Annotated in this window: 10 protein-coding genes and 3 pseudogenes; 6 read left to right on the top strand and 7 right to left on the bottom strand. The window is 44.3% G+C overall.

Annotated features, from left to right (window positions below):
* Nucleotides 1-1885 precede the first annotated feature (1885 nt).
* From LYNGBM3L_RS50235 to LYNGBM3L_RS11025, 3 genes and pseudogenes are all read left to right on the top strand, one after another.
* Nucleotides 1886-5347 (top strand): annotated as a pseudogene (locus LYNGBM3L_RS50235) (TonB-dependent receptor); the annotation flags it as partial.
* A 161-nt stretch (nucleotides 5348-5508) separates the two neighbouring features.
* The gene (locus tag LYNGBM3L_RS11020; protein WP_008182449.1) at nucleotides 5509-7422 is read left to right on the top strand and encodes a right-handed parallel beta-helix repeat-containing protein; all 1914 of its coding nucleotides are present in this window, start codon (nucleotides 5509-5511) and stop codon (nucleotides 7420-7422) included.
* 584 nt (nucleotides 7423-8006) lie between these two features.
* The gene (locus tag LYNGBM3L_RS11025; protein WP_044492656.1) at nucleotides 8007-10754 is read left to right on the top strand and encodes a DEAD/DEAH box helicase; all 2748 of its coding nucleotides are present in this window, start codon (nucleotides 8007-8009) and stop codon (nucleotides 10752-10754) included.
* Nucleotides 10755-10766: 12 nt separating this feature from the next.
* Here LYNGBM3L_RS11025 and LYNGBM3L_RS36275 read toward each other — a convergent pair.
* From LYNGBM3L_RS36275 to iscB, 4 genes and pseudogenes are all read right to left on the bottom strand, one after another.
* Nucleotides 10767-11123, bottom strand: a pseudogene (locus tag LYNGBM3L_RS36275) (RNA-guided endonuclease InsQ/TnpB family protein); the annotation flags it as partial.
* 115 nt (nucleotides 11124-11238) lie between these two features.
* Nucleotides 11239-11421 (bottom strand): hypothetical protein, encoded by a 183-nt coding sequence (locus LYNGBM3L_RS43270; protein WP_008182453.1) that lies wholly within the window; start codon nucleotides 11419-11421, stop codon nucleotides 11239-11241.
* A gap of 479 nt (nucleotides 11422-11900) precedes the next feature.
* On the bottom strand, nucleotides 11901-12149 hold the full coding sequence (locus LYNGBM3L_RS43275; protein ID WP_154659749.1) for a hypothetical protein: 249 nt from the start codon (nucleotides 12147-12149) through the stop codon (nucleotides 11901-11903).
* 289 nt (nucleotides 12150-12438) lie between these two features.
* Nucleotides 12439-13047, bottom strand: a pseudogene (iscB, locus tag LYNGBM3L_RS40365) (RNA-guided endonuclease IscB); the annotation flags it as partial.
* Nucleotides 13048-13452: 405 nt separating this feature from the next.
* On the opposite strand from iscB, the gene LYNGBM3L_RS11040 reads away from it, so the two are divergent.
* Both LYNGBM3L_RS11040 and LYNGBM3L_RS11045 read left to right on the top strand, forming a co-directional pair.
* Nucleotides 13453-14199, top strand: a complete 747-nt coding sequence (locus LYNGBM3L_RS11040; RefSeq protein WP_044492687.1) for a 2-phosphosulfolactate phosphatase family protein — start codon at nucleotides 13453-13455, stop codon at nucleotides 14197-14199.
* Between the two features lie 102 nt (nucleotides 14200-14301).
* Nucleotides 14302-14517 (top strand): hypothetical protein, encoded by a 216-nt coding sequence (locus tag LYNGBM3L_RS11045; RefSeq protein WP_008182463.1) that lies wholly within the window; start codon nucleotides 14302-14304, stop codon nucleotides 14515-14517.
* A 78-nt stretch (nucleotides 14518-14595) separates the two neighbouring features.
* Here LYNGBM3L_RS11045 and pheS read toward each other — a convergent pair whose 3' ends face one another.
* A complete protein-coding gene (pheS, locus tag LYNGBM3L_RS11050; RefSeq protein ID WP_324293468.1) occupies nucleotides 14596-15597 on the bottom strand; it encodes a phenylalanine--tRNA ligase subunit alpha in 1002 nt (333 codons plus the stop codon).
* Nucleotides 15598-15768: 171 nt separating this feature from the next.
* Here pheS and surE point away from each other — a divergent pair, with 171 nt between their 5' ends.
* Nucleotides 15769-16581, top strand: a complete 813-nt coding sequence (gene surE / locus LYNGBM3L_RS11055) for a 5'/3'-nucleotidase SurE (RefSeq protein ID WP_044492659.1) — start codon at nucleotides 15769-15771, stop codon at nucleotides 16579-16581.
* Nucleotides 16582-16942: 361 nt separating this feature from the next.
* Here the strand turns inward: surE and LYNGBM3L_RS11060 are convergent, their stop codons facing one another.
* Both LYNGBM3L_RS11060 and hflX read right to left on the bottom strand, forming a co-directional pair.
* Complete coding sequence (locus LYNGBM3L_RS11060; RefSeq protein WP_008182469.1) at nucleotides 16943-17548, bottom strand: HD-GYP domain-containing protein; 606 nt, start codon at nucleotides 17546-17548, stop codon at nucleotides 16943-16945.
* Nucleotides 17549-17928: 380 nt separating this feature from the next.
* The gene (gene hflX / locus LYNGBM3L_RS11065) at nucleotides 17929-19650 is read right to left on the bottom strand and encodes a GTPase HflX (RefSeq protein ID WP_044492662.1); all 1722 of its coding nucleotides are present in this window, start codon (nucleotides 19648-19650) and stop codon (nucleotides 17929-17931) included.
* Nucleotides 19651-20027: the final 377 nt, after the last annotated feature.

A 20027-nucleotide genomic window follows, 5' to 3' on the forward strand; every position in this document is an offset into this window, starting at 1 on the left:
TCAATTGGACAACCTTCAACTGCGTTCGCGTAGCGTGACCTACGGTCAATCGCAGCAAAGGGTTAGTCTCAATCCTACGGTTAATCCTCAAGCAGGAGAAACTATACCGAACGCGGAAAGTCAGTCACCTCAAGACATTGCTTATGCACCTGGTATCGATATCCAAGTCGGAGAATTACCTAACTTTGAGCTCAATGGTGAGCAATTCCCTAACTTAGATTTAACTAACGATAAATTGGACAACCTTCAACTGCGTACGCAGCAAAGGGTTAGTCTCAATCCTACGGTTAATCCTCAAGCAGGAGAAACTATACCGAACGCGGAAAGTCAGTCACCTCAAGACATTGCTTATGCACCTGGTATCGATATCCAAGTCGGAGAATTACCTAACTTTGAGCTCAATGGTGAGCAATTCCCTAACTTAGATTTAACTAACGCTCAATTGGACAACCTTCAACTGCGTTCGCGTAGCGTGACCTACGGTCAATCGCAGCAAAGGGTTAGTCTCAATCCTACGGTTAATCCATTAGCTAGACAAACTATACCGTACCCAGAAACTCAGTTAGACCAAGACATTGCTTATGCACCTGATATTGATATCCAAGTTGGAGACTTACCTGAGTTTACTGTTAATGGTGAGCAATTCCCTAACCTAGATTTAACTAACGATAAATTAGACAACCTTCAACTGCGTACGCAGCAAACCGTTAGTCTCAATCGTGTTAATACTGAAGCTAGACAAACTATACCGTACCCAGAAACTCAGTCAAATCAAGAGATTGCTTACGCACCTGATATCGATATCCAAGTCGGAGACTTACCTGAGTTTGCTGTTAATGGTGAGCAATTCCCTAACTTAGATTTAACTAACGATAAATTAGACAACCTTCAACTGCGTACGCAGCAAACCGTTAGTCTCAATCGTGTTAATACTGAAGCTAGACAAACTATACCGTACCCAGAAACTCAGTCAAATCAAGAGATTGCTTACGCACCTGATATTGATATCCAAGTTGGAGACTTACCTGAGTTTGCTGTTAATGGTGAGCAATTCCCTAACCTAGATTTAACTAACGATAAATTAGACAACCTTCAACTGCGTACGCAGCAAACCGTTAGTCTCAATCGTGTTAATACTGAAGCTAGACAAACTATACCGTACCCAGAAACTCAGTCAAATCAAGAGATTGCTTACGCACCTGATATTGATATCCAAGTTGGAGACTTACCTGAGTTTACTGTTAATGGTGAGCAATTCCCTAACCTAGATTTAACTAACGATAAATTAGACAATCTGGAGTTGCCATCCCAGCAAAGCATTAGTCTCAATCGTGTTAATCCTGAAGGTAGACAAACTATACCGATTCCAGAAACTCAGTCAAATCAAGAGATTGCTTACGCACCTGATATTGATATCCAAGTTGGAGACTTACCTGAGTTTGCTGTTAATGGTGAATTACCTAACCTAGATTTAAATCAAGCTCAATTAGACAAGCTGGAGGTGCGTTCGCGTAGCGTGACCTACGGTCAATCGCAACAAACCGTTAGTTTCAATCCTACTGTTAATCCTGAACCAATCCAGCAGATAGAAGCATCACCAGAAGTAATTGAACCGAGTCAAGAGCAACTAATCAGCTTTAACCTAAGACAGGAGCAACTAGCAAGCTTTGACCTAACACAGGAACAACTCTTAAGCCTGGATTTGACACAGCGGGCATCACTTAACCTTGACCTAAAACCAGTTGAACTTCCAACCATTGCTTTTGCAGAATTGGGAGAAGAGTACCAAGACACTCTCGAAATCGCCAACTACTGGATACGGCAAAGAAGACGCAACCGCCGACAAAGACGCCAACAACCCAGAAGAGAATCGACTCCATCTTCTAGCTCTAAACCCAAATCATCCTATTTAAAAGTACTTGCCCCTACTTCGGATAAGGTATTAGATATTCCAGCAACTAGTATTATTTTACAATATGCTTTGGGAGCTGAGGTGGAACTTCGGGTCAATGGCAAACTGGTAGACCCCTCCTTCATTGGACGCACAGAAACAGATACACTAACTAATCTTATAACTCGGACTTGGTATGGTATTGTCCTTAGGGAAGGGGAAAACACGATCACTGCCACTATCGATGGGTCAGATAACGTAATTTCTATACCGGTACAAGTAAGGGGAACACCCGATAAACTGGTTGTGGAAACGCGCGAGGCTCGTATCCCAGCGGATGGACGTTCTCTAGCAACGGTTCAGGGTCGGTTATTGGATAAATTCGGTAATGTCTCTCACCGCGATACCATTGTTACCTTATACGCCAGTGACGGTGAGTTCGTTGGTGTAGACCAAAACCCAGACCACCCGGGATTTCAGGTAGAAGCTCGAAAGGGGCAATTTACTACTGAACTGCGCTCAGGCTTAGACGCTAAAACCATTCGGATTAGTGCTGCTACTAGTGATTTAGAAGCCTTTACCCAAATGCAGTTTGACACTGCACTGCGCCCGAGTTTAATCACCGGTGTGATCGATATGCGTTTGGGAACTGAAGGGACAGACTTTTTCAAGAGCTTTCGGGACTTTTTACCAGAAGATGAAGATGATGACACTAAATTTGACATCCGATCCGCTGCTTTCTTCACCGGAAGCCTTGGGAATTGGTTAATCACTGGGTCATTTAATACTGACCATGCTTTGAACAAAGGCTGTGATTGTAATGACAGTAATCGGTTATTTCGCGAGTACCAATCCTCTGAACAAGACTATCCCGTTTACGGTGATAGTTCGACAGTGGATGTAACCACTCCTTCTATAGATAATCTCTATCTGAGGCTAGAACGCTCTGGTACAAAAGTAGGAATAGAAGCGGACTATTTGATGTGGGGGGATTACAACACTGACGAGTTTTCTAGACGCTCTCAGCTATTTACCTCCACGAGGCGCAAACTCCACGGCTTCAAGACTAACTACAACTTTGGTAAGTTTCAAATTACTGGATTGTTCGCCAATAACGTGGAAGGCTTCCAGCGGGATACGATTGCCCCTGATGGTACTAGTGGTTTTTACTTTCTTTCCCGGCGACTATTGGTTGCTGGTTCAGAAGAGGTTTACATCGAGTTAGAAGAACTACAGCGACCTGGTACTGTAATTAAACGAGAACGTCTCAGTCGGGTCAGTGACTATGAAATTGACTATGACCGTGGCACTTTATTGTTCAACCAACCAATGTTACGTACTGACTTGGATCAGGAAGGACGAGTCTTAGTGCGACGGATTGTTGTTACCTATCAATTTGATGGGGATAGCGAAGATACTAATATTTACGCAGGTCGGTTTCAATACAACTTTTCTCGGGAACTTAATCAAGAGAGTTGGCTCGGCGCTAGCTATCTGCGGGAAAATCAGGGAGCTAGAGACTTTGAACTTTATGGTGTGGATGCTTTGTTCTCCTTCGGGGAGGATGTTCAATTAATCACAGAATACGCTCACTCTACCAATGATTCTGACGAATTAGGCTTAGTAAGCGGTTCAGCCTACCGCGTCCAACTAGACGGTAAATTTGGTGATGGTTTCTCCGGTAAGGCTTATTTGCGCTCCACTGAAACCGGCTTTGCCAATAACGCTACCGTTAGCTTTGTTCCTGGTCAAACCCGTTATGGTGCTCAGTTTCTGGCCAAACTGACTGATACGACTAATTTTCGGGTACAGGTAGACCGGGAAACTAACCGAGGTATAGCCCCCCGAGTTGTTACTAGCTTTGGTGATTTATTCGACCCCCGTACCGAACCCCAGGCTGGTAATCGAGTGGATAATTCCCTGACTACTGTAATTGCAGGGATTAAGCAACGTATTGGTCCGGGTAGCCTCCAACTCGACTGGGTATTTCGCGATCGCGAAGACCGTAAAGATGACTCTAGAAGTCGTACATCCAATCAGTTGCGATCGCGTTTTAAAATGCCCTTAACTGATAACCTCACTTTCCAGGCTCTCAATGAACTAACTCTATCCAGCGAAACCGATTCAGTGTATTCAGACCGGACTGCGATCGGATTAGACTGGCGAGTATATCCAGGAATTACTATCAATGTGGGACAACAATGGTTTACCCGAGGGCAATTGGAGGGCAAGCAAATTACCCATCTTGGTGTTAGTGGCGATTACAATCTTGGCTCTGATACCACCATCTCTGGACGTTACTCTATTGTCGGGGGATTAGATGAGATGACCGGTCAGGGCGCTATCGGATTGAAGCACGGCTGGACGATTTTCCCTGGTATGCGACTAAACCTTGCTTATGAGCGGGTATTAGGTAACTTCCTTGGAGAAAATGCTGCTGCTGATCAGTTCAGTCAACCCTACGCTTTTGGTCAAGGAGCCTCTGCCCTTGGATTTGAGAGTGGAGAAAGCTACAGTATCGGATTTGAATACACTGACAGTCCTGATTTCAAAGCGAGCTTCAAATGGGAGCATCGTTCTTCTAATCGTGGCAACAACACTGTAATCACTGGTGCCGCCTCTGGGAAATTGTCTCCTGCGATAACTGCTTTGTTTAGTTATCGGCAGGCGAATGGTGCTAATCAAAGGCTTAGGAGCCGATTAGGAAATTCGATCAATCTCAGGGTAGGTGTTGCTTACCGCAATCCCGAGAGCGATAACTTTAACGCTTTAATGCGCTATGAATTTCGCCAGAATCCCGCTACTATTCCCGACACGATTTTATTGGGCAGTGGTAGTGGTTATAACGAACATCTATTTTCCGGCGAAATGATATATGCTCCCAACTGGCGATGGGAATTCTACGGTAAATATGCTTTGCGTTATAGTAAATCCTATTTATCCAATGATTTAATCGGAGATAGCACCATTCATCTCGGTCAACTCAGAGCATCCTATCGTTTAGGCTACAACTGGGATATAGTCGGTGAAGGTCGCTTTATCTCTCAACCTTCAGCAGACTACTTTGAAAATGGCTTCCTGATTGAAACTGGCTACTACCTGAGTCCGAGTCTGCGCCTTGCGGCTGGATACGCTTTTGGTAATATTGACGACTACGACTTCCGTGGCTCTCGTTCCGCCAGTGGTCCGTATTTAGGACTTACTGTCAAACTTGATGGGCTGATTGGTAATCTATTTGGCGGCTTTGGCAATCAAAAGGTAGCACCACCCCAGCAGCAGGAATCTCAAACTGAATCCATTGTTGAAGATAACCAAAACCAAGACAATCCCAAGAAAACTAACCAACCTGTGGTTGAAGAAGGGCTAGAAGACAACAGCAAACCCCTTTCTAACGACAAATCCGAAGACGACAACACACAAGCAATAAGAATAGAAAAAAATAGTGTGTTCCGGTAATTGATGATTGGTGATTTGAGTATAACAACCAATTAATGAGTTTTTTACTATTATTAATTACCAGAAATATCTAGTTTATCTTTAACTATAAATGGTGTCAGACCATAAACCAGTAAAAAATTACTATTTATCAGTATATTCATCTTTAAAAGGAAGCAGCTATGACTCCAAATATAATTACTTCGGATTTAAAGTCAGAAGTCTACCTCAAACTCTCAAAAAAAAATCCTTACTATTCTAGTTTAATTTCAGGTTGTATTAATAAAAAAGAAAACCCTAGACTTATCAAAACAAACCAGTATATACCTAGTTTATTATCAACCCTAGACTCAAAAGAGTTCATCCATACTGTTACCGTTTGCCTTTTGCCTTTTGCCTTTTGCCTTTTGCCTTTTGCCTTGATTAAGCCAGCCCTAGCCCAACCAAAACCATCACCCCTAAAAGTAGTCGTCAATAGCAACCAAGATGGTTCAGTAAAACCAGACAATAACTTAACCCTGAGGGAAGCTATTAACCTGATCAACGGCACATTAACCCTAGACCAACTTAGTCCCACAGAAAAAGCTCAAGTAGAATCCCTAAGTTCCCCAGCACGGTCAAAAATAGAGTTTAATTTACCTGGCCAGCAAACCACTATTCGTTTGGTAGAACACTTGCCGCCCATCGCGACTGCTGGAGTAATCGTAGATGGCACTACCCAACCTGGCTATAACCGAGATCAATCAGCTACTGCTGAGATTGAAATCCCGATTCCATTGGTGGCAATTACTCCAGCGGAAACAGTAGAAATTTTTCAAGGTTTGACAATTATTAATGATGATGTTATTATAAAAGGTTTAAGTATATATGGATTTAACGGTGAGCACCAAGCAACTGTCATCTCAACACCAGCAGACATATTGATTTCCCATCGGCTGCCACCCGACTACGACAGTAAATTTTACAAGAGTCAGTTTGCTGCCGACAAACCTCCCCAATCGGTGATTATAGAAAACACTTGGCTAGGTATACCCCCCGATGAGAGTATGCCATCAACCATGTCAGCTTTTGGGGTATGGGTGTTTAACGGGACAGGAGTTACGATCCGGCGTAATCGAATTGCTTATCACGACGGTAGCGGGATTATTACCTCCAAGCAGGCGAGGGATCTAACGATTACCGAGAATATCATCGTTGGTAACGGGATGGCTGGGATGCCAGATGCTATTCGTCTAGATGGTACTATCGACAACACCACTATTGACTCTAACTTAATTTGCGGCAACGACGGCAGCGCTGTGTACCTATTTAAACCTATGGGTGCTGTCAGCATTCGGAATAACCAAATTAAGTATAATGGACACCGTTTACGTCGGGCTGCCATATATTTGATGGGAGATGACCATCAAGTCATTGGTAACCAAATCACTCACCAAGCAGGACCAGGAGTGGTGGTTGCTGCTTATCCAGAAAGCGATCGCAATATCATCCAAGATAATCAATTTGCGGCTCTAGAAGGGCTGAGCATTGACCTAGTAACTAGAAACCACACCGGAGCAAGGCATTATCAAGTGGGTGATGGACCAAACCCCAAGCGAGACTCTCCTAACCGTAGGCGAGACACTGGCAATAATGCTGTGAATACACCTCGGTGGTTAGCGGTAGAGTTTTTTCAACGGGATGGTCAGGTGAGTTTGGATGGGTTAGCTGACCCTGGTTCTGAGGTAGATATCTATCTTGTCGAGCAGGTTTCTCCAAAAACCCCTGGTTATGGTGCCTTGAGTAGGAAGATTGCTAGCACTGAAGCAGATCAAGATGGGAAGTTTGGGATTAGTCTTAGTAATGTCCAGCCTGGGGATTACCTGAGTGCGATCGCAACTCACCCAGACTACGGTACCTCGGAACCAGCTGTGACTGTGGTAGTGCGTTCTCTTGATGATCCAGGGAATAGTATCGAGACCCGGTCAGCAACAACTCTACCGAACACAGCAAAGCCCCAGTGTACCAGCCGTCCAGTGGCCAGGGTTCCGGTACAACCACAGTCCCCACAAATACCTGAACCGATACTTTTTAGCTACCAAAGTCTACCAAGATAGACCAAGGCTCGCCAATGCAAGATGCAATAGCATCCAGGGGGTATCTCCCAAAGCTCTCGGGAATATCCCGCGAGCGCCATAAAAATGTCAAAAAAGTTTAACACCGGGATGTAACCGCAACTATTAAAGCCTTGGTTTTCGGCTTTAATTTAAGTTACATAATAATCCCTGTCGGTGTTACCCTAATTTAAGTCTAACAAATAATAAGAGTTTTTGGTAGACTCTGCGACATTTTATCTAGCTGTTTACTAACCCTGAATATCAATGGTCATGAAGGTTTGGACGTTATCTTGATAGAACAGGAGGAAGACTTACAAGTAGAGTAGGATACGGATTTCTATGGATAATCCCCGATCGGAATAGTTTTTGGGAATAGCCTCAAACCCTTGTTCTACAACACTTCAAGTTTGTCTCGCCCTTTGTTATAGTAAACAACTACCTATAAATACACCAGGGGTATCTTGAGTAAAATGGTGTACACCCTCTCAATTAATTAACTAACATACAATCAAGATATACAACCAATGGACTACGTAATTACAAGCAACACCTAACGATCATATACCTTATTGGAAAAACCTTGTGTGAATATTGCTACTTCATCAGTAGACCTTGACCCGAACAACCTATTTCCCTTTGAACTCGATGAGTTCCAAAAACAGGCAATTGAGGCTCTCAATCATAGTCAGTCAGTAGTTGTCTGTGCTCCGACTGGTTCTGGGAAAACCCTGATTGGAGAATATACCATTTATCGTGCTTTGTCTCAAGGGGGACGTGTTTTCTACACCACCCCCCTCAAAGCGCTCTCCAACCAGAAACTAAGGGATTTTCGGGCAAAATTTGGCGCAGACAAAGTCGGTCTAGTTACCGGTGATTCCTCGGTCAACCGGGAAGCTTCTGTCTTAGTGATGACTACGGAAATCTTCCGTAATATGCTCTATGGTACCCCAATTGGTCAAGTGGGAGCCTCTATGCTAGGGGTTGAGGCGGTCATCCTAGACGAATGTCACTACATGAATGACCGACAACGAGGCACGGTTTGGGAAGAATCAATTATCTATTGTCCGCCAGATATCCAAATTGTTGCCCTCTCTGCCACTGTTGCCAATTCTGACCAGCTGACCGACTGGCTCAATCAAGTTCATGGCTCCACTCAGCTAATTTACTCTGACTTCCGACCTGTTCCCCTAGAGTTTTACTTTGCCCATCCCAAGGGAATTGTCTCCCTGCTGAATGACGACCAAACCAAGATTAACAACTCCCTCAAAACCAGGCGTCCTAAAAGCAAGGACAAACATGGACGTCCGGAGGGCCCCAGCATTAGCTCTGTGGTGAGCAAACTAAAAAAACGGGAGATGTTACCAGCTATTTACTTTATCTTTAGCCGCCGAGGCTGTGATAAGGCAGTAGATGAGATGGGTCCAATATCCCTGGTCAATGAACAAGAAGCAGCTCGACTCAAGAAACGGATTGATGAATTTATCACTAAGAATCCAGAAGCAGCTCGAACCAAACAAATTGACCCCCTCTACCGAGGTATAGCTGCCCATCATGCTGGAATTTTACCTGCTTGGAAAGGTCTAGTAGAAGAACTATTCCAACAAGGACTAGTGAAGGTGGTATTTGCGACAGAAACCCTAGCAGCAGGAATTAATATGCCTGCTCGTACCACGGTTATTTCCAGTCTATCTAAGCGTACTGACCGAGGACACCGGCTACTCACTGCCTCTGAATTTTTGCAGATGGCTGGACGAGCAGGACGGCGAGGGATGGATACCAATGGCTATGTGGTGACCGTGCAAACCCCCTTTGAAGGGGCTAAGGAGGCGGCTTATCTAGCAACTGCTGGTGCTGATCCCCTAGTTAGTCAGTTTACCCCTACCTATGGTATGGTACTGAATTTGTTGCAAACTCACTCTCTGCCTCAAGCCAAGGAGTTAGTTGAACGCAGCTTTGCTCAGTACCTAGCTACTTTGTACCTAAAACCTCAACAACAGGCAATTACTGAACTGACTGCGGAACTGACCAGAATTGATTTTCAACTGGCACCGGTAGATGTGGCAGTAATGGAAGGCTATCAAAAACTGAAGGAACACCTGAAAGTAGAGCGCCGCATTCTTAAAGACCTGCAACACCAAGCAGAGGTATCTGTTTCTAAAGCCGTATCCCAAGTGTTACAACAGGTGGAATCGGGAGCCATTCTCTATCTCAAGGGCAAGCATGTGCCAGTGTCTTCTCCTGTTCCAGCTGTTTTAGTGTCTAAACAAAAGGGTTCCGGTCAATTCCCCTATCTGGTGTGCTTAAGTGCTGCTAACCGATGGTATGTGGCAACAACTGCTGATGTGATGGGGTTAGATGGCTTTCCTGAAGTGGCCGATGACCAAGTATCCAATGGCTCTACGGAAGATTACTCAACCGGCTCAACTCAAGGTGAATCCTCTGACATTATCACTCTTCGATACCTTGATATTGGAACTCTCCAGCCTCTAGAGGGACTTGAGATTAAGCCAGGTCAAGTCAAAGGCGGAAATGAAGATACTGAAGCCTTGGCTAACCAAGTCCCCACTATTGCTCAACTCTGGGTTGCTCCAGAAGTGAGGGAGCAACAAGGTGTTGTTGCTGATCTAGAGGGTCAAATGGAAACCCATGCTCTTCGTCAGTGGGGTAATCCCTCTCAACTGATCAAACGCCACAAAAAACGGTTGTTTTTGCAGGAGCAAATTAACCAACGTCAAACTAAATTCCGAGAATACCAGGCTCAGCATTGGCACGAATTTCTGAACCTGATTGAAATTTTAAAGGAATCTGGCTCTTTGGAGGACTTAACTCCCACTGTTCTGGGGCAAGTGGCTGCTTCGGTTCGGGGAGAAAATGAGTTGTGGCTAGCTTTAGCCATGCTGTCGGGAGAATTAGATGACTTAGACCCCCACCAACTGGCAGCAGCTTGCTCTGCTATAGTTACCGAAACCCCTAGACCGGATAGTTGGACAAACTATAAACCAAGTGAGGAAGTGCTAGAAGCATTGGGAAACCTCAGGAGGATTCGGCGTCAAGTATTTCAGCTACAGCGTCGATATCATGTCGCCTTACCGGTTTGGTCAGAGGATAGGTTAATTGGTCTAATAGAACAGTGGTCATTAGGCAAATCCTGGCGGGAGCTATGCGGAAATAGCAGTTTAGATGAAGGGGATGTGGTGCGAATCTTACGTCGAACCTTAGATATATTATCCCAAATTCCCCATGTGTTGCCTCTACCAGAGTCTTTAAAAGCTAATGCGATTCGTGCTGCTCAGTTACTTGACCGCTTTCCGGTTAATGAGCGAGTCAATTGACACTCCCCGCGCCTATTGAAGCGGGGATTCTTCGCTCAACGATTCGACTTGCTGAACCTGGCCGGAACCAAGAACAGTAGAGGTTAAATCTCCCGAAGTGTTCGGATCGATGATCCAGGTTCCGGTGTGCCCCACCGTACCCAAGGCTTTTTTCAGGATGTTGACTGCGGCGTTGTGGTCTCGGTCTAATTTACAACCACATTTGCAGACGTGAGTCCTAGTTGATAGCGACTTCTTGACTACCTCGCCGCATTCTGAGCAATTTTGACTCGTATAGGCAGGATTCACTGCAACCGTGACTCTACCAAACTTCTTGCCAAAATGCTCTAACCATTTCCTAAACTGATACCAACCTGCATCGTTAATAGCTGAGGGGGCGACGAAATAAGCTAAAACGCAGACTCTATAAGTAATCTAGCCCTTAGACCTCGTTGATAATACTTTCGCTTATTAGGATTTAATTTCATTAATTCGGTTACTAATTCTAGACAAACATCCTTGATTGCTGATTCTCGACTACGATCTCCAAGATAAAATCCAACAATTTCTTTAGTTTCTTGTTCGCGTAGCGTGGCCAACGGCCATCGTTCGCGTAGCGTGGCCAACGGCCAATGGCCAACCAAATCCATTGTTTATTATCTTTTTTTGTCTTGATGCAGTCGCTCATGGTTTGAAGTTACCGTAAGACAGGCTCGCCTTAATCAATGGAGGCGCGCTTTCCGCTTGAAGAATTAAATTACGGGGTCGCGCCTCAAGTTTTAACCCTTTTTTGCATAACCTACCAACCATAAAGGCTCAACGTAATCAGGTTTCGTCTCCGGGGGAACCCCCAAGACCGCGCTGCATCGCTTTAACAAAAGACCACATTTCATCACATTCAGCGGTGCGACCCCGGTCGGGAAACCCGACCTAGGGAACGCGCACCAAGAGAATGGACATCTTACATGCACGGTTTTTCTGAAACCTTTATTTTTCGGGGGGTTTCCGCATATTTCTTATTAACATAATTCTGGAGCCATGTTTTTGAAACTCCAACTGTTCGAGCAATACCGGCTTGCATATATTTTCTCAAGTAATAGGTAATCGATTCTCTTTTTGATCGACAAGGATATCGTTTTTTTTGTCGGATTTTTTACAAACTGTCTCTTACAGTTTTTGCGGTGCGACCCCGGTCGGGTTCCCCGAAAAGCGTGAATGCGCACCAAGAGAAACAGAGATATTTTTGCTTTTTATTATGAGTGCTTCCATGTCTTGATGCAGTCGCTCATGGGGGAAACCACGCCAGTTGCTCATGGGGGGAACCCCCAAGACCGCACTGGCTCCCCAAGACCGTAATGGTGCGTTTGACCCGTAATTAAATTCGCCACGGGTCGCACCTCTGCATCGCTTTTTCACTGTTCGCTCACAATTGCAGTAAGGGCAATTGGGTCGCGTTATTAAATCTGAGACTGTATTCATTCTTACGATGGTGTATTGATAACTTGATAACGTTTTTTATAACAAAAGTTTAGCAGTTTTTTAAAGATTTTTTAATTAAGATTTATTATTTAAACAATAAAAGCTACTAATTAATGATATCAAAATTACTATTTTTACATAAAAAAATGCATTATTTAAGGTCAATATAATATTCTATCACTACTTATTTATCACTACCGGACTGCTTACCACAATAAGTGCATTATCTCCCCCATTTTTCAAGTAAGTACTCCCTAACTTCATAACCAGCTAGTTCCCCTTGCTGGTACTCAGTGCCATTGATTTCAGGATTTTGCATCTTTTGGGTGTCAAACTTGACTTTTTCGACCCAAATCTCATTGACAGGACAAAATTTAATTAGTCGTTTTACCCAAGTTTCAATAGTCAACACCCTGTGCTCTAGGCTAGGTGAAAGCCATCCCTCTGGACATCTACGGTTAAGAAATCGTGGCTTTATGTATCGGGTATGACGGTTACGTCTTCCACGTCTTGCAGCTCTTCTAGACTCTAGTTTTTTCTTGATTAATCCTCCTCTGTGTTCTAATTCCATACCCTAAATAACTTGGTTGTTTTGAACTAGGGCAAATCCAGTTACCTTACTACCAGGGTCAATCTTTATTTGACAAGATGAGATAACTGGATTATCGTTCGCGCAGCGTCGGCTTTGCCGAATCGCAGTCTTTAAGATGATCGTGAAAGGATACATCCTGAAAACCGCAGCTTTACCTTTGTCTAACAACCGGCGTGCTTTCTTCGGGTAAATTGGGTTTAGTGGTTGTTTGTTTGTGTCAATAACAAATACATAATTTGGCATTTTTAGTGCATCTCAATTTGGTAATGTGTTCCGGACTTCGTCCCGCTACGCGAACGACAATGTTATAATGGCTTGTTAGGCTAACCACACATTTTGCCTTTCCTTAGTAGCTAGCGATAGAGCCGGGAGCTGGAGGTCACCCCCGGGGATCCTGACCAAACCAACGTAGGAAATCAATCCTGAGTCTGCATCTTCGCGGTTGTAATCCGGGAAATTGCCGGGAATTACCAGGCTTTAACGAAGAGGCACCTTGATTTAACCGACTAACTAATATACTATAATTTGTGGCTGTCGTGCCCGATAAATTGGGATGCCATTAGGCTGACTGGTTTAATCTTCAAGATTAATGAGGCTGGTTATGTCAACGAAAATTTCAGCAGTCCAAAAAACAACTATATCCAAGCCGTGAAGCTATCTATCTACCACACCCCGGAAGAAACTCCCACAGACACCTTGCCAGACTGTGCGATCGCAATTGATGTCCTGCGAGCCACGACTACCATGGCTACAGCTTTGAATGCTGGTGCTGAAGCCGTTCAAGTGTTCAGTGATATTGACCAGTTAATGGAAATCAGTGAACAATGGCCCACTGACAAACGGCTAAGAGCTGGGGAAAGGGGTGGTAAAATGGTAGAGGGCTGTGATCTGGGTAACTCGCCCTTGATTTGCACACCTGAGCGAGTACAGGGCAGGAGACTATTCATCAGTACCACCAACGGTACCCGTGCCTTACAGCGTGTCCAAAATTCCCCGGTAGTCCTAGCCGCCGCCTTAGTGAATCGTGTGGCAGCGGTGGAGTATTTACTGACCCACAAACCAGATAGTATTTGGCTAGTGGGGTCAGGTTGGGAAGGAGCCTACTCCCTAGAAGACACGGTTTGTGCTGGGGCGATTAGTCAAAGACTTATGGAAGAAACCGGAGACTCAGTGGATGACATTGCTGGTAATGATGAAGTAATTGGTGCGATCGCACTTTACTCCCAGTGGCAAGATAAATTACTAGAGATGTTCTATCACGCTAGTCACGGAAAACGCCTGCTGCGGCTGAATGGTCATGAAGATTTAAAGTATTGCGCTCAAACTGATGTATTAGACGCTTTACCGATTCAGAAAGAACCAGGAGTTTTGGTTAAAAACCCAGTTAACAGGTAAAATCTAGCAGATAACGAGAGCTTTTTTCTGTTTTAATTTGGGTACGGCATTATTTTTGATTTTTCAGCTAACCTCTAATGTGTTGGAATTTAATGTTTTGGCATGAGCTCACCAGAATTTAATTCTCTTAGCGAATTTTTTCAAGGACTAAGTGAACAAGACTTAGCTCAACGATTAGGAGTAGCACCAGCAACACTCCAAGAATTAAGAGATCAACCTGATTTTAAGCAGTGGAGTCAGGATAAAGACCCAGAATCAGTTTCGTGGCGATATCAGAAGGATAAGCAACGCTATATAGCAAACTTATCCTTTGGATAATTTTGGTTTACTTTGTCATGGTTTGTTTTGATTAATAATTTATAGTTTCGTCGAATCTACCAGTAACGCTAATCAACACTAAAACTGCTTCAAAAAGCGCAGATCACTGTTGTACAAGCGACGAATATCATCAATCTGGTGCAGGACCATGGCAAAACGTTCTACTCCAAAACCAGCAGCAAAACCTGTATAAATTTCAGGATCATAGCCTACAGCCTTGAGTACATTGGGGTCAACCATCCCGCAACCCATCACTTCTAACCATTTCCCCTTCCACTGCACATCCACCTCTGCTGAAGGTTCAGTGAAAGGAAAATAACTGGCACGGAAACGCACTTCTAACTCTTCCCCAAACATTGCCTCCAAAAATTCCCTAAGGGTACCTTTGAGGTCGGTAAAGGTTATCCCTTCATCCACTGCCAACAGTTCTATCTGATGGAACACTGCCGAGTGGGTAGCATCTACCGTATCCCGTCGATAAACTCGACCAGGTGCCACAATCCGAATCGGTGGCTCATGGTTTTCCATGTAGCGAATCTGTACCGAAGAGGTATGGGTACGCAGCAAATTACCATCCGGCAAGTAGAAGGTATCTTGCATATCCCGCGCCGGATGGTCAGGGGGAGTATTAAGGGCCTCAAAGTTATAGTAATCTGTCTCCATCTCTGGGCCAGTAGCAATGGTGTAGCCTAAACCAACAAAAATATCTAATGCCCGATCAATGGTGCTATTGAGAGGGTGAATGCGACCTTGGGGACGATATACCCCTGGCATAGTCACATCCAGGGTTTCTGAGCGCAATTTTGCCTGAATTTCAGCTGCTTTCAGGTCTTGGAGCCTCTGCTCTAGGTTATGCTGGAGGGTTTCTTTGACAACATTTGCGATCGCACCAATCTTAGGTCGGTCTGCTGGTGCTAACTTACCCATTCCCCGCAATATCTGAGACAGTTGCCCTTTCTTGCCTAGGTAATTAATGCGCAACTGTTCCAATTGTTCCAAGGTATCAGTAGAAGCGATCGCAATGGTTGCTTCTTCTTTGAGTGTAGCTAGTTGGGTCTCAATCTCGTTGAGGCTTGTCATCAGTAATTTTAGGTTAGTAAGAGAAGAACCGGAAACCCCTGTCATTTATGCAGGACTGTTTCATTTTACTGAAAAAATGGTCAGGTGAGTGGGGTAGATGGTCTTAGAATATATCAATTTCAGATTAGAATCGAACAGCGACTTTTATCTTTAGCTGTAGCCTCATATCCTATGAAATTGCTGATCAGCAACGATGATGGTATCTTCGCCCTTGGTGTACGTACCCTTGCCAACACCCTCGCTGAAGCGGGGCACAATGTTACCGTAGTATGTCCTGACCGAGAGCGCTCAGCAACTGGTCACGGTTTGACCCTTCATGAGCCCATCCGTGCTGAAGTTATAGATAACATCTTCCATCCCAAGGTTACTGCTTGGTCTTGTTCTGGAACCCCTTCAGACTGTGTAAAGCTGGCTTTGTGGGCATTAATGGATAGCGCACCAGATTTAGTGCTTTCTGGGATTAACCATGGTTCTAACCTGGGTACTGATGTCCTCTACTCTGGCACTGTCTCAGCCGCTATGGAAGGGTTAATCGGAGGGATTCCCAGCATTGCCTTCAGTCTAGCCACCTACACCTCAAAGGAGTTTCAAGTAGCGGCTTCATTTGCGAAAACTCTCCTAAATCAGCTGTCAGAGCAACCTTTACCAAAAACAACATTGCTCAATGTCAACGTGCCACCTGTTAAGGTCTCAGACATAGCTGGTATTGCTATAACCCGTCAAGGGGTTCGTCGTTATATCGAGAATTTTGAGAAACGAGTTGATCCCCGAGGTAAAATCTATTACTGGTTAGCTGGTGAAGTTATTGAGGATATTGAACAACCCGATCATATTCACTTACCTCAAGATATCCCTACTGATGTTCAGGCAATTCGCGACAACTACATTAGCATCACCCCTTTGCAATATAACCTCACTGATACTGCTAGGGTGTATCACTTGCAGCAGTTGAAACTGGGTCAAGATGAAGGATGTTCACCCTAGGCTTTCCTTGTAGGGTTTTATCAAGGATAAAAGATGAAGGATTAAGGATAAAGTTTTGGAAAATTTACCTTAATTTATATTGAAAAATGAGTAAATTTACTGCTTTTATACATAAATACAAGTGACCGTTTAATCCTCAAAAATAAGGTAAAAATTACCCATACTGCTACAACTTTAGTCAGCGGATTTCTATAACCATTAAAGCAGGTATTGATGAGATGCTTGGGTTTTTGTAAGACCCGTCGGCGATAGCTGAAGAAAGAAAAAGGTGAAACTAACTAGTCAACTATTTTTTTATGCAAATTTTAACTTTTGAACTTCAATGTTAAGCCTTCAGTCTTTCAACTTCAAGTTTTAGCCTTCAACCACCGCCTCGATAGTACAGTTCAAGAAAACGAAAAAACTTTTCACAGAGTTCTGGATCTCTTGCACCAACTTTTATTTCTTTAGTAATTTCTGCTACAGCCTGTTTCCAGTAGGGACGAATACCTGGGGGGTCACTACGGTTACGATATAGGCGCTTGCTGATGATAGCATCTGCCGCATTCACCAGCTGAAAGACCTGAACAATGTAAGGAATTTTCTCACCACGCAACCCATCCGGATAACCAGTGCCATTCAGCCTCTCTTGGTGGGTACGCACTAAGAATGCAAACTCCTTCAGGAGCGGATACTGGTTACAAATCAGTTCTGAAACTTCAGGATACTCCTTAACTTTTGTCCACTCCTTTTCTGTCAGCGGTCCTGTTTTGAACAGGATATGATCGGGAATGCTAATTTTACCTAAACCGTGGCAATAGCACAAAAAAACCAGCTGACGCATTGCTTCTGGCTCTAAGTTTAACCAGCGTCCAAAATGCATACACATAGTTCGCAGACGATAGCACCTTAAGCCAATGGGTACGTTGCGAGCCAACTGGATTTGTTCAAGGAAATTTAGGATATCGGCGTCCCCAGAACGAAGCATCAAACTTTGAAGTTGGTTTTGGTTTTAACAATTAAATTATCCCTATCTATTAGCTTACAGATGTGAATTTTTTATGAAGCTAATCCATTTGATTAAGTCTTTGTCCCATAGTGGTACTCTTTTAGAAGTAGTTAGAGACGTTAGTAAAATCCACTCCTATAGCAATCCTAAATCATTTGTAAAATCAGCAAAATCTGGGATTATTGCTGGGCAAGGGTTTTAGCGATTCGGCGAGGCCGACGCTATCGCGAACACTTTGGCCAATATATTTCACGAATCATATAGGACTGCTATAGCAAGAAATAAAACTGCAATAATACTACTTATTTAAAAGTAGCTAAATCCCGATTTTGGTTAGTTTTTCATGACCCTGAGTCAGTTTATTGAGTTGCGATCGCATAGTGAACTAACTCAACTAGTTTCTGACGCAATGTCTCTAGTCCAAGACGTTTACTAGCAGAAATAAAAACTCCTTGAGGAAATTCTTCTTTCGCTAACGCTAGGGTATCACTATCTACTTGGTCGATTTTATTAAAAACTACTAAAATCGGTCCTGGTGTAATAGGCATATCCCTCAGAATGCCCATTACAGAACGAATATGACTAGCCCAAGCTGAATGGGATAAATCCACTAAATGCAGCAAAGCATCTGCTTCTGTTACTTCTTCGAGGGTAGCCCGAAATGAATCTACTAAGGGTGGGGGTAACTCGTGAATAAACCCTACTGTATCGATCAATAGCATAGCGCTAGATTTACCCGTTACTGAGTCAATAATAGGTAAGCGTCGGGTAGTGGGATCAAGGGTAGCAAATAACTGGTCAGCGGTATAAACCTCAGCATTGGTTAGGGTATTCAACAGGGTAGATTTGCCGGCATTTGTATAACCAACGACCGCCACTGTCGGAACGTCCTGTTGCTGACGCCGCTGCCTTAACCTTGACCGATGAGCCTGTAATTGGTTTACTTCTTGTTGAAGTCGGGTAATTCGACGCTGAATGGAGCGGCGTTCGGTTTCCAGTTTGGTTTCACCCGGACCACGAGTACCAATACCACCCCCTAACCGGGACATCGCCTGACCCCGACCAGTAAGGCGAGGCAACATATATTCTAGTTGTGCCAGTTCCACCTGCAATTTACCAGCACGGGATTGAGCTCGTTGGGCGAAAATATCGAGAATCACTTCAGTACGGTCTACAACCCGAACACCAATTTGGGATTCTAGGTTGCGAGCTTGTGCTGGTGATAGGTCGCGGTCAAATACTACCAGATTAGCGGCTAGAGTTTGGGTAGTCAGGGCAATTTCCTCTACCTTACCGCTACCAACTACTGTTTGGGGATGGGGATGCGATCGCTTTTGCTGGATTACCCCTAATACTTCTCCACCAGCGGTTTCCACCAACCGCCCAATTTCTGCTAAGCCATCTTCAAATCGCTCTGGGCTGATTTTTTCAGTCATTAATCCTATAATCAGCACCCTATCTTGGTCAACATCGACTTGCTGAGCCACAAATTGCCTTCGAAACTCAGCTTCTAGCTCTTCGACCAATTCCTGGAAATCCTGCTTGGTCAGAATATCCAGACTCATGGGTGATGATACACTCCAATTTAGGAGTTGAGAGTCTACCTGATTGTTTCCTTCTGAGTTACTAGGAGGGAGTAAATGTGCGAGATAGGTTTCTTTGATATAACCTGTTGCTCCACCACCCCGCCTTATCATACCTGAGCCAGTAATCGTAAGTACCACCAATGCATCCAATCGCTGAATTGCCATAGCCGTGAGGGTAGATTCTCTGGGGATTTCTGATTTGAGCTGAGTGGCGATACAGCGAATCCCGCACAATCGTTCAGCACCGTAACGGGGCAATTCCAGGGGAGGAATTTTGGTCTGAGTAGGGGTACCTACAGCCACACGAATCACTTGTCCCCGGCGATTGATGTAGGTGCATAGGGGCTGTTGAATGTCTGTGCTAATGGCTGCAACACGTTGAGCAAACTCCGGCGTAGTCAAGTTATCGCTGGGTAAGCGTTGGTGATACAGCCGTTTTAGTTGCTTGAGCTGGCTAGGCTTAAGACCTTGAAGATTACCGTAGATAGTATCGATAGGCGCTACTGACCAGTAACCTGGTTTCCAAGACTACTTTATCTATTTTAAGACTTACCCAGTGAAACCAAAAATCCGGCTTTTGCCATGGTATAGGGTTATGGGGTGGGTGACCGGTTAACCGGGTGTGGCGAGCAAGGGGTGACAACAAAGCGTTAGGCAACATCAATTACCCACCAAGACCCTTAAAACCCGGTTTCTGGTGATAAATCAAAGCTCCTTGCTTGCATGGCTTTTACCTTTTAGATCAAATCGGGATAATTGCCCACATTTACGATATCCAGAACATTATCTTTCTTCCCCTGCACCCGAAGCTCCCCTGCACCCGAAGCTCCCCTCACCAGGAAGTAGGTTATTCAACCGGATTTGATATTATT

Origin of the sequence: Moorena producens 3L, from assembly GCF_000211815.1 — a bacterium.
Classification (GTDB): domain Bacteria; phylum Cyanobacteriota; class Cyanobacteriia; order Cyanobacteriales; family Coleofasciculaceae; genus Moorena; species Moorena producens.

Bases quoted from the DNA above. Each gene is read 5' to 3' on its own strand.
- pheS (WP_324293468.1), bottom strand. From the start codon at position 15,597: ATGACAAGCCTCAACGAGATTGAGACCCAACTAGCTACACTCAAAGAA.
- surE (WP_044492659.1), top strand. From the start codon at position 15,769: ATGAAATTGCTGATCAGCAACGATGATGGTATCTTCGCCCTTGGTGTA.
- LYNGBM3L_RS11020 (WP_008182449.1), top strand. From the start codon at position 5,509: ATGACTCCAAATATAATTACTTCGGATTTAAAGTCAGAAGTCTACCTC.
- LYNGBM3L_RS43270 (WP_008182453.1), bottom strand. From the start codon at position 11,421: ATGAGCGACTGCATCAAGACAAAAAAAGATAATAAACAATGGATTTGG.
- LYNGBM3L_RS11060 (WP_008182469.1), bottom strand. From the start codon at position 17,548: ATGCTTCGTTCTGGGGACGCCGATATCCTAAATTTCCTTGAACAAATC.
- LYNGBM3L_RS11045 (WP_008182463.1), top strand. From the start codon at position 14,302: ATGAGCTCACCAGAATTTAATTCTCTTAGCGAATTTTTTCAAGGACTA.